This window comes from Allomuricauda sp. ARW1Y1 (assembly GCF_013407935.1).
Classification (GTDB): Bacteria; Bacteroidota; Bacteroidia; order Flavobacteriales; family Flavobacteriaceae; genus Flagellimonas.
Map to the genome: position 1 here is coordinate 602,849 of NZ_JACBZU010000001.1, position 12,041 is coordinate 614,889.

Here is a 12,041-nt window from a genome sequence, read left to right on the forward strand (position 1 = left end):
GGAGGTTGTTATAGTTTTCTAATTTTTATGTTTCTGAACCAAATGGGGCTCGCGTGATCTTGTAGGGCAATGTAGCCCGTTTTGTATTTTCCATAATCGGGAGCGTTGTCCCATTTCCCTGAATTCTTTTTGGCTTTCCAGTCTTCGGACCAAGGCTCAAACTCCAATAGTTTTTTGCCGTTGAGCCAATGCTCTACTTTTTCTGGAGTGAACACAATTTTTGAGGAATTCCATTCCCCAACGGGGTTCAGTTGCTTTTGCGATTCGTCTGCCGTATGCATAGCGTAATCCGCTCCAGTTTTTTGCCAATCTTGAAGGAGTTCGGGATGTTCGGCGCCAAACTGTGAGTTGTACCCGGTTAGATCGTGGATATCGGCATAATTCTCATCATCGATGATCTGATATTCCGGCGATACCTCCGGCGGTCCATCGTAGCCTTCCTTAACGTGATAAAAAATACCGCTGTTGGCTCCTTCAGGAATTTTCCATTCCAGATAAAGCTCAAAATTGTCAAACTCTTCTGCGCCGTAGATAATATCCTTGCCACCGGTATAATCCTGTTCCAGGCCGAGTTCAGTGTCAAAAGTGAGTACACTGTCCTTAATGGTCCATCCGGGAGGTAGGGAGTCCATGTTGTACCCTCGCCAACCGTCTAGACTGGTGCCATCGAACAAATACACCCATTCGGGTTGTTCTGCGGTTGTTTCGGGAGGGGTTGATTGTTCTTTTTGTTTGGATTGGTCTTTGCAAGCGGCCAACGCCAAAAAGATGGCGGCAAGCCTCAAAAATTTAAGCATGGTTTAGGTTTTGATTTTTATATGCTGGGTTAAAGTACAAAATATTGGATAACTTTTTTGTTGCTTTTTATTACATTTAAGGCTGACTAACTCAACACTTTAAAAATGAAGATTTGCTTTTTCAAGATCGGTATGCTCTTGCTTACCGCAACACTGTTTATTTCACCGGTCCATTCCCAGCGTAGGAACAAAAAACAAAGTGGGCCACAATACCCCGAAGAACTTTATTCTAGTTTGGAATACCGATTGATCGGGCCTTTCCGTGGTGGACGTTCCGGAACCGTTGCTGGAGTACCAGGAAAACCTAACCTTTACTATTTCGGAGCCACAGGAGGTGGAGTTTGGCGAACTAAAGATGGTGGCGGCACCTGGGAAAATATCTCCGATGGTTATTTCGGAGGAAGTATTGGTGCCGTTGAAGTGGCCCAAAGCGACCCCAATGTCATTTATGTAGGTGGTGGAGAACAGACCGTTCGTGGTAATGTCTCCTCTGGTTACGGAGTCTGGAAGACGGTAGATGCTGGAAAAACATGGACATCGTTGGGATTGGATGAAAGCCGACATATTTCTAGAATGAGAATCCACCCAAAGGACCACAACATTGTTTACGCTGCGGTTATGGGCAATCTGTACAAGCCCACTACCGAAAGGGGAGTGTACAAAAGCACCAACGGAGGCGAAACATGGGAAAAAGTGCTGTATGCCAATGATATGGCGGGAGCCGTTGACCTTACCTTTGATCCGAACAACCCAAGGATTCTATATGCTTCCACATGGAGGATACAACGCACACCTTATAGCTTGAGCAGTGGTGGAGAAGGTTCCGCCCTTTGGAAGAGTACCGATAGTGGCGCAACGTGGACGGAGATTTCAAAAAATGAAGGCTTCGCGACCGATACGTTGGGGATTATAGGAGTGGCCGTAAGCCCAGTCAACAGCAATAGGGTGTGGGCTATGGTAGAAAACAAGGAAAAAGGAGGTCTCTACCGTTCCGATGATGCCGGTGCAACATGGACCTTGGTCAATAGCGATAGAAGTCTAAGGCAACGAGCGTGGTACTATACCCGTGTCTATGCCGATACCAATAATGAAGATGTAGTCTATGTGCTCAATGTGAGCTATCATAAAAGTACGGATGGAGGAAAGACCTTCAAATCCAATAATGCACCTCACGGAGATCACCATGATCTTTGGATTGCACCCGAAGATTCCAATCGTATGATTATGGCCGATGATGGCGGCGCCCAGGTAAGTTTTGATGGCGGGGAAACTTGGAGTACCTATCACAATCAACCTACCGCCCAATTTTATCGAGTAACTACGGATGATGCATTCCCATATCGAATTTATGTGGCGCAGCAGGATAACTCTACCATCAGGATCAATTACCGAAGTGATGATGGATCTATCGGAGAGGACGATTGGGAAGAAACAGCAGGAGGTGAATCCGCACATATTGCTGTGGACCCTGAGAACAACGATATTGTGTATGGCGGGAGCTACGGGGGCTTTTTGACCCGTGTGAACCATGCGAACAAAACCGTGAGGGCAGTAAACGTTTGGCCTGACAATCCAATGGGGCACGGTGCCGAAGGAATGAAGTACCGTTTTCAATGGAACTTCCCCATCATGTTCAGCAAGCACGACCCCAATAAACTGTACACCTTTTCCAACCATGTGCATATGACGACCAACGAAGGTCAAAGCTGGGAACTGTTGAGTGGTGATTTAACCCGAAACGACCCTACCAAACTGGTTTCCAGTGGTGGACCCATCACTCAAGATAATACCAGTGTGGAATACTACTGTACCATTTTTGCCGCCAATGAAAGCCCATTGAAGGAAGGTCTGCTTTGGGTAGGTAGTGATGATGGACTTATCCATGTGACCAAAGATGGCGGACAAACCTGGGAAAATGTAACACCTCCCAACATGCCCGAGTGGAACATGATCAATAGCATTGAGCCTTCTGCATTTGATGAAGGAACCTGCTACGTGGCCGCGACAAGGTATAAGTTGGGCGATTTTGCCCCTTATCTCTACAAGACCACCGATTACGGAAAAACATGGACCAAAATCACCGATGGGATTGAAGATGAACACTTCACAAGGGTGGTTCGGGAAGATCCAAAACGAAAAGGGCTGCTGTATGCGGGTACCGAGACCGGAATGTATATCTCGTTCAACGATGGAGCCCAATGGGAGAAGTTCCAATTGAATTTGCCCATTGTACCCATTACCGATTTGACCATCAAGGATGACAACCTGATCGTAGCGACACAAGGTAGAAGTATCTGGGTTATTGATGATCTTACGGTATTACATCAATTGGACAATACCAAAAAATCTGCTGATGCGATTTTGTACAAACCAAGGGACAGCTACAGAACCAAAGGCAGGGCTTCAAGAAGGCCATCAAAAACAGAAGGAGAGAACTTGGCCAGTGGGGTTATTACCCATTTTTACCTGAAAGATGTTTCCGAAAAGGACAGCATTGCGTTGACCTATACCAAAATGAACGGAGACACATTGGCCACCTACAGTACCTACGCCAAGGAAAAGGATAAAAAACTGGAAGCGAAGAAAGGCGGGAACACCTACGTTTGGGATACGCGAGGCAAGGGCGCCGAACGATTGGACGGAATGATTTTGTGGTGGGCCAACCTAAGCGGTCCAAAAGCGGTTCCAGGAACTTACAAGGTGCATTTGAACGTAAATGGAGAAACACAAAGTGAAAACTTTACCATTTTGCCAGACCCAAGGGCCGAAGTTACCGTTGCCGATATGCAAAAACAATACGATTTTATCACCGAGGTGAACGAGACTGTGGACAAGGCCCATCAATCCATAAAGAAGATTAGGGCAATCAACGGAAAGTTGGATGAATTCATCAAAAAATATAAGGATGAAGAAGCCACAAAAGCATTGGTGGAGAAAGCCAAAAGCTTAAAGGAAGAGTTTGGCTCCGTAGAAAAGGCACTCTATCAGACCCAAAACAGAAGTAATCAAGATCCTTTGAACTTCCCCATCAGGTTGACCAATAAATTGGCGCACTTGAACAGTTTGGTCTCTCTAGACGATTTCCCACCGACCGAACAGGATATTGCTGTCAAAAATGAAATGACACAAAAGATCAACGAGCAATTGAGGACATTCGATAATTTGATGGATAAAGAAATTGCTACCTTCAATGAAGAGTTCAACCAACTCAAATTGGATTATTTGAGCATAGAAGAATAAATAAACGAGCCCCTATGTTTTTGCATAGGGGCTTTTACATTACAGACATTCCAATACCAACCAACACTATGAAAAAAGGACTGCTTTTTTTGTTGAGTGCCATTTTTGGCACTCTGGCATTCGCACAGACGCCCAACGACTATTTTGAACCCATGATATTCAGGAACATCGGTCCGTTTAGGGGAGGACGTTCCGTGACCGCTAGCGGTGTAATTGGCGACCCGCTCACTTACTATATGGGAACCACTGGTGGTGGACTTTGGAAAACCACCAATGCAGGCGGACAATGGGAAAACATATCCGATGGATTTTTTGAAATGGGCTCCGTGGGTGCGGTTTCCGTATCGCCTTCCAATCCCAACATTCTCTATTGTGGTATGGGAGAGCATGCTCCAAGGGGAGTAATGACCTCCTACGGCGACGGTGTCTACCGATCCAATGATGCGGGAAAAACATGGATAAAACTGGGACTTGAAAAAACACAGCATATCTCGCGAATCATTATCCACCCCACCAACCCAGATGTGGTGTACGTAGCCGCCCAAGGTGCTTTATATGCCCCAAACCCGGAAAGAGGGGTGTACCGTTCCATTGATGGTGGGAAAAATTGGGAAAAAATATTGTATGTGGATGAAGGTACTGGAGCAGTAGAACTGTCCATGGACGCTAACAATCCCTTGGTGCTCTATGCCGCGATGTGGGAGCATCAGCGTAAACCCAATAAAGTAATCAGTGGAGGGCCAGGAAGCGGATTGTACAAATCCACCGATGGCGGCGACACTTGGAAAGAAATGACCAAAGGGCTGCCTGAAGAAAAGGGAAAAATGGCCGTTGCTGTGAGCCCTTCCAATTCTGAAAAAGTATACGCCTTGATCGAAAGTGATTCAGATTTAGATAAAGGAGGTCTCTTCGTCTCCAACAATGGGGGCGATAGTTGGCAGATGGTCAGTGGGGACAACCGATTGGTACAGCGTGCCTGGTATTATATCGAAGTATTTGTAGACCCCAATGATGAAGATACGGTATATGTGTTGAGTGCCTCCATGTTCCGTTCGGAAGATGGTGGTAAAACCTGGGAGACCATTTCCGTGCCCCATGGCGATACCCACGACTTGTGGATCAATCCGAACAACTCGAAAAATATGGTTTTGGCAGATGATGGTGGAGCTACCATTACCTTCGATTATGGTGAAAACTGGACCCTGCAGGATAATATGCCCACGGCACAGTTTTATCGTATCAGCACGGACAATTTGTTTCCCTACAACATTTATGGAGGTCAACAGGACAACACCTCGGTAAAGATCGCCAGTCTTTCCGTAGGTCGATGGAGCATCAATCAAGAAGATTGGCATTATTCCGCTGGGGGAGAGAGTGCCTTTTTGGGCTTCGACCCCGACAATCCACGCTATGTGATGGGAGGCAGTTATCTGGGTACCATTGAACTGTTGGATATGGAATCCAAAATATCCAGCAATGTCATGGCAGCCCCAATACAGTATTTAGGACGTGATGCTCGTGACATGAAATACCTATACAATTGGAATGCCCCCATTATTTGGTCCAAACACGAACCCGGAACTTTTTACCATGCGGCACAGTTGGTCCTTAGAACAAGGGATAATGGCGTAACCTGGGAAGAAGTATCACCGGACCTAACACGAGATCAAGATGAATTGCAAGGAAAGGGAGGAGGTCCCTACACCAATGAAGCCGTAGGTGCTGAAAACTACGGAACCATTTCTTATCTTTTGGAATCACCACACGAAGCTGGGGTATTGATTACTGGGAGTGATGATGGATTGGTACATATCACCAAAAACGGTGGCGCATCCTGGGAAGAGATAACCCCAAAGGGGTTAAAGGAGAGTTTGGTTAACGCCATTGAAGTTTCGCCACACGACCCAGCGACCCTCTACATTGCCACTACCCGATACAAGTTCAATGATTATACCCCTGCACTTTACAAAAGCAACGACTACGGAAAAAGTTGGACCAATATTAGCGAGGGCATTCCCTACGGAGCTTTTACGCGAGTGGTCCGAGAGGATGAGCAGCGGAAAGGATTGTTGTATGCAGGTACTGAAAAAGGACTGTATGTATCTTGGAATGACGGTAAAAAATGGGAGCCGCTGCAATTGAATTTACCCAAAACACCGATTACGGATCTAAAGGTGCACAAGGGCGATTTGATTGTGGCTACTTCTGGGAGGAGCTTCTGGATCTTGGACAATATCACAACCTTGGCCCAATACAAAGGAAATAGCGGTGAATTGAAATTGTATCAGCCGGAAGAAGCCATCCACGGTTATTGGGGAAGCCCATTGAGCAGAAATTCGTCCAATCTGTCCGGAACCAATCCATTTGAAGGGGTCAACCCTGCCAATGGGATGGTCATCTATTACCATCTTCCGGAAAAAATGGATTCCACCGAAGTCACTATGGAAATCAAAAATGCACAGGGTAAAGTGGTACGGACCTTTACCTCCAAGAAGGATGAGGATTATATCCCCCATAACGGAGGAGGAGCGCCCCCTGCACCTACTTTGGGGACATCCAAAGGATTGAACCGTTTTGTGTGGGATCTTAAAACCCCCATAATGCCAGGTGTACCAGGTGTATACATTGAAGCGGATTTCACAGGGCACAAAGTGCCGCCTGGATCATATACCATACAATTACGTGCAGGAGGAAATACCGTTACCACCCAAGGGATGATTGTGCCTACGCCCAACACCCATGTTTCGGAAGAGCGCTTTGCCGAGTACGATGCTATTATGACGGATTTTGAATCCAAGCTCACCGACATGCACAATAAGGTAAACACCTTGAAAAGCGTTCAAGATCAACTAGCAAAATTGCTAAAGGACTTGAAAGACGAGGAACTCAAAAAAGAAGGACAGTCATTGCTCGACAAACTCAAGGAGTGGGACGAAGAGATGGTGCAGCGCAAATCGCAAGCCTATGACGATGTGGAGAATTTCCCCAACAAGTTTACGGCCGAGTATCTTTTTGTTATGAACCACAGCAATAGTTCGTTGCCACAGATCAATCAGCCATCCGTGGACCGAAAGAAGGAACTGGATGCCCAATGGGTGGGATTAAAACAACGTGCGGAGACCTTAATGAAAACGGAAATCCCTAATTTTAACGCCAAACTCTGGGATAAGGGCATTGGAGCCATCCGGATGTAACTCATAAAAACGTAGCAATTGCTGTACCCATACATCAAATCGTTGCACCTCATATTCGTGGTCACTTGGTTCGCAGGTCTTTTCTATATACCGCGACTCTTTATTTACCATATCGAAGCATGGCAGAAACCATCACCCGATAAGGAAATCCTGAGCGACCAGCTCAAATTGATGACAAAACGATTATGGTATATCATTACATGGCCGTCGGCTGTGCTCTGCACGCTCACGGCCATTATTTTGCTTATTTTGATGCCGGGCTGGTTACAGCAACCCTGGATGCACGTTAAACTCGCATTTGTGCTGCTACTTTTTGTGTATCACGGGAAATGCCATCAGATTTTCAAGCAATTACAGCGGGATGAGGTCAAGTATACCTCAAAATTTATGCGTCTGTGGAACGAAGTGGCCACGATTATCCTTTTTGCGGTTGTCTTTTTAGTGGTGCTCAAAAGTGCTTTCAATTGGATCTACGGACTTGTAGGCATGTTTGCATTGATTATCCTTTTGATGCTGGGCATTCGTTGGTACAAAAAAGTGCGAGACAGAAATCCCAATGCTTGAAAACAAAAAGATTGAGCTTTCTTTCGTCTTGTTTTTGTGATTGAATCCCAATCCCGAAGCTGTTTGTTTGGCTCGATAATTGCTTAAATTTAACCATCAAATCAAGCGAGTTTGCTACGAAAACTATCCTTACGGTCGCGCATCTTTATTTCCATGATCACCTTGGTGGTATTGGCATCTGTGCTGATTGCCGGGGTAACTGTGTACCAATACAAGGAGCAGGGAAACGATTACCACAGGGAACGCTTGGAGCGTAAGGAAGAGCAGTTGATGAAGAGCATCGAATTTACGCTCAAGGAAACCACCTACCCCGTAGTCACCGAGAATCTTCACCTCATCTTTAGCGAAGAAATCTATGAGATTGCCAACATCCAAAATGTCAATTTCAACCTTTATGATCTGGAAGGAAACCTCATTAAAAGCTCTAGGCCCACTTTTGAATCCAACGCTATAGCCACCTGTTTGGATGCCGAAATACTTAATTTTTTGAGAGAAGGAGGGGAAAGCCGTTTTGTGGAAGAAAAAAGGGCGGCTGGCGATAACTATCAAGCAACGTATCGTTACATCTACGATCTTAAGTTTAAGCCCATCGGTATTTTGAACCTTCCCTATTTTGAGGACAACACCTTCAACAATATGGAACTTAAAGAGTTCCTTTTCCGATTGGGTATGGTTTATCTGTTAATGTTGGTCATAGCCATTATTCTGTCCTATTTCATTTCAAAATATATCACAAGGTCGTTACAAACAATTTCCGACAAAATTAACCGGACCAATCTCACCCATCAAAACGAAAAAATCTATTTGGAAAGCCCGGGAGAGGAAATTGCAAAGTTGGTGGACTCCTATAACCGCATGATCGATGAGCTGGAGGAGAGCGCCGTAAAATTGGCTCGTAGTGAACGTGAACAAGCATGGCGCGAGATGGCAAAACAGGTAGCCCATGAAATCAAAAACCCCTTGACGCCCCTAAGGCTTACTGTACAGAGTTTTGAACGGAAATTCGACCCCAATGACCCCGATATCCAAAAAAAGGTAAAGGAGTTTTCCAAAACCTTGATCCAGCAAATCGATACCATGAGCAATATTGCCACGGCCTTTTCGAGTTTTGCCGATATGCCCGCCCAGCAAAATGAGACCCTGAACGTGGTAAAAGTGGTAAAGCTGGCCTTGGAAATCTTTAATGAGGATTACATTCATTTTATAGCGGATGAGGAAGAGGTGGTCGCCAAGTTGGATCGTACACAATTGATACGAGTGATCACCAATTTGGTCAAAAATGCCATTCAGGCCATTCCCGAAGTGGAATCGCCACGGATTTTGGTGACCGTTGCATCGGTCGGGGATAGGGTAAAAATATCGGTTGCCGATAATGGTCTGGGAATCTCGGATGAGTACAAGCATCGTATTTTTGAACCAAAGTTCACCACAAAATCTAGTGGTACAGGCCTTGGATTGGGTATGGTAAAGAACATTGTGGAAAACTATGGCGGAACCATTAACTTTACATCTAAAGTTGGAAAAGGGACCGTGTTTACCATCGATTTTCCAAAGGAACAGAAAAAATAATGGCGGTTCAGCGTTGTGCCGCCCCAAACAGCAATCTTTATGGATTACGAAAACATCTACATTGAAGAAGAAAACCATTTGGCTACCATTACCATTGATCGGCCCAAGAAACTCAATGCACTCAACAAACGAACCATAGAAGAGCTGCACGTGGCCTTTAAGGAGTTGGATGAGGATTCCCAAACCAAGGTCATCATAATTACAGGAAGTGGGGACAAGGCCTTTGTTGCCGGTGCCGATATTTCCGAATTCGCGGATTTTTCGGTGAAGGAAGGCCGGCAATTGGCCGCTGCAGGTCAGCGCCAACTGTTCGATTTTGTTGAGAATCTCTCGACACCTGTTATCGCAGCCATCAATGGATTTGCTCTGGGCGGAGGATTGGAACTGGCCATGGCCTGCCATTTTAGGGTAGCCAGTAGCAATGCCCGAATGGGATTGCCCGAAGTTTCCTTGGGCGTGATTCCCGGATACGGCGGCACCCAACGCCTGCCACAGCTTGTGGGCAAGGGGCGTGCCATGGAAATGATTATGACAGCGGGCATGATCGATTCCGATAAGGCCTTTGGATATGGACTGGTGAACCACGTGGTCTCCAGCGAAGAACTACTTCCTTTTTGTAAAAAAATAGCGAGCAGGATATCGAATAATTCATCCGTCGCCATAAAACACGCAATAAAAGCGGTAAATGCTGGTTTTAAGTATGACGCTGATGGCTATTCGGTGGAAATTGATGCTTTTGGCACTTGCTTTGGAACCGATGACTTTAAGGAAGGTACTTCGGCCTTCCTCGAGAAAAGAAAAGCCGATTTCCCTGGATCATGACCATTGGCCTAACACAGCCAGATCATGAAAAACAACCTATTAGTACTTTGCCTACTGGTGTTCGGCAGTGTGTTGCTGAATGCACAAAAGATGCCCGTTTCCTACGAATTCGGAGACCAATATCGTGATCGCTATCGATACTCTAACCTAGTGGCCATTAATGAGGACGATTCCGGAGGCTATATTTTGGTGCGCGCCTATTACCAAGGATTGATCTTGAAGCCCAAGGGCTACCTGATCGAAAAGTACAACAGCAATCTAGAGTTGGTGTCGGAATACAACTATAAGTTGAAAGGGCTCGATTTTGTGGACGGCTTCCTCAAAAATGGTCAGCTGCACTTGTTGTTTCTCAATTACAACCTGGACCGGGGCGAATATGAATACTGGGTGCACAGTAGTCCCGTTATCGATTTTAACTTCAAAGAGAAAAAGTTGCTTTCCATCAGTTCGGAAGAGGTGAAAGATCCCGTTGGCAAAAACTATTACAACCGCGACTTTTCCAGAGGCTTTACCACAGCAATCTTGTTTGATGAAAACAAAAGAGGTTTTGTGATCAGCACGCATCATAAAAAGGGAAAGGACAACAAGCACATGATCCATATGTTCGATACCGCACTCAATAAAAAGTTTGAGTATGATTTCTCGGATGAAATCGAGGAAAAGAACTATGCCTTTGAAAATGTAACCTTTTCGGCCGATCTTCAAACGGCCTATATTGTGGGGAAGGCCTATTTTAAGAAGCGACGTTTTAGTGTAGATGAACGAAAGTTTCAGTACGAGTTGATCAAGGTGTCACAATCCGGTAACAAAACCCAATCGTTTGTAGATCCTGGGAAATATCCCGAAGCCTTGTATCCGATTTTCGTAAAGAACAAATTGGTCTGTGTGGGCTTTTATGCCGATAGAAAGGACAATAGATACAATGGCATCGCCTATTTTGATGTAGATCCGAATACATTGGACATCCGCTCCCAAAAATACAACCCCTTCTCACAACAGTTTATGGACGACAAGTTTGGTCGCGAAGAGGACAAGGATATCAAAAACCTGGTTTTTAAAGGGGTGGAAATCACTGAAGAAAATGAAATATTCTTCAACGCCGAGGAATATTTTGTCACCACCGGATTGGAAACCACTGGAGCGGGTCAGCGAATCAGGATTGAACGGTACCATCACAACGATATCGTCAGCGTAAAACTGGATGCCAATGGTAGTATGGAATGGGCGCGCAACATCAACAAGACCGAGGTAACCCAAGGTGATGGAGCCTATGCATCTTACAGCGCTTATTGCAAGGATGGTAATACCTACTTTTTTATCTGTACTGCTGCTGAAAATCCACAATTGATCAACAATGAGCGTTTGATCTTTAAGCAAGGTTTTAGTCGCAACCGGAATGTGTTCATGATTTCCTTGGACGAAAATGGGGTAATGGATTATGAAAAAATCATCGACCAGCAAGAAGCCCGATTGCCGTTAATGGTTTCCATGCCGTTAAAAGATGAATCCGACGACAAAATGCTGTTCTACGCCAAGCGCGGAAGCCGAAAGCAATTGGTAAAAGTGAGTTTTCAGTAATCCGACAGACCGTTAAATCTATTTTTGATTTGGGTTCTGAAGCCCAAAGTTTGGGATTCGCATGGGTCACTCTCGCAGGACCATCCTTCATAGCTGCATTCTTCAATGCTAAGGAAAGGAAACCCATATTTGTTGCTGTTTTCCAGTGAAAAGATTTGAAATCATCGAAAAAGGCAAACCCTCTACCATGTAGTGTGTTCCCTACAACCTCTTTTTAAGCTATAATTTCGTAGGAATAATCTTATTTCAATTTTCACAGATCAACCCAAAAGGGCCA

Annotated in this window: 7 protein-coding genes; 6 read left to right on the forward strand and 1 reads right to left on the reverse strand. The window is 45.2% G+C overall.

Annotation, left to right across the window (positions count from 1 at the left end):
* Positions 1 to 8: 8 nt before the first annotated feature.
* Positions 9 to 797, reverse strand: coding sequence for a DUF1080 domain-containing protein (locus GGE08_RS02735; protein ID WP_179383363.1), 789 nt, complete (start codon positions 795 to 797; stop codon positions 9 to 11).
* A 105-nt stretch (positions 798 to 902) separates the two neighbouring features.
* Here GGE08_RS02735 and GGE08_RS02740 point away from each other — a divergent pair, with 105 nt between their 5' ends.
* From GGE08_RS02740 to GGE08_RS02765, 6 genes are all read left to right on the forward strand, one after another.
* On the forward strand, positions 903 to 4,037 hold the full coding sequence (locus GGE08_RS02740; RefSeq protein ID WP_179383364.1) for a WD40/YVTN/BNR-like repeat-containing protein: 3,135 nt from the start codon (positions 903 to 905) through the stop codon (positions 4,035 to 4,037).
* 68 nt (positions 4,038 to 4,105) lie between these two features.
* Positions 4,106 to 7,231, forward strand: a complete 3,126-nt coding sequence (locus tag GGE08_RS02745) for a VPS10 domain-containing protein (protein ID WP_179383365.1) — start codon at positions 4,106 to 4,108, stop codon at positions 7,229 to 7,231.
* Positions 7,232 to 7,249: 18 nt separating this feature from the next.
* On the forward strand, positions 7,250 to 7,795 hold the full coding sequence (locus tag GGE08_RS02750; RefSeq protein ID WP_179383366.1) for a CopD family protein: 546 nt from the start codon (positions 7,250 to 7,252) through the stop codon (positions 7,793 to 7,795).
* 153 nt (positions 7,796 to 7,948) lie between these two features.
* The gene (locus tag GGE08_RS02755; protein ID WP_179383752.1) at positions 7,949 to 9,364 is read left to right on the forward strand and encodes an ATP-binding protein; all 1,416 of its coding nucleotides are present in this window, start codon (positions 7,949 to 7,951) and stop codon (positions 9,362 to 9,364) included.
* Between the two features lie 39 nt (positions 9,365 to 9,403).
* Entirely contained in the window at positions 9,404 to 10,186 is a 783-nt protein-coding gene (locus GGE08_RS02760) for an enoyl-CoA hydratase-related protein (protein WP_179383367.1), read from the forward strand.
* Positions 10,187 to 10,210: 24 nt separating this feature from the next.
* Positions 10,211 to 11,764 (forward strand): hypothetical protein, encoded by a 1,554-nt coding sequence (locus tag GGE08_RS02765; protein ID WP_179383368.1) that lies wholly within the window; start codon positions 10,211 to 10,213, stop codon positions 11,762 to 11,764.
* The last annotated feature ends 277 nt before the right edge of the window (positions 11,765 to 12,041 follow it).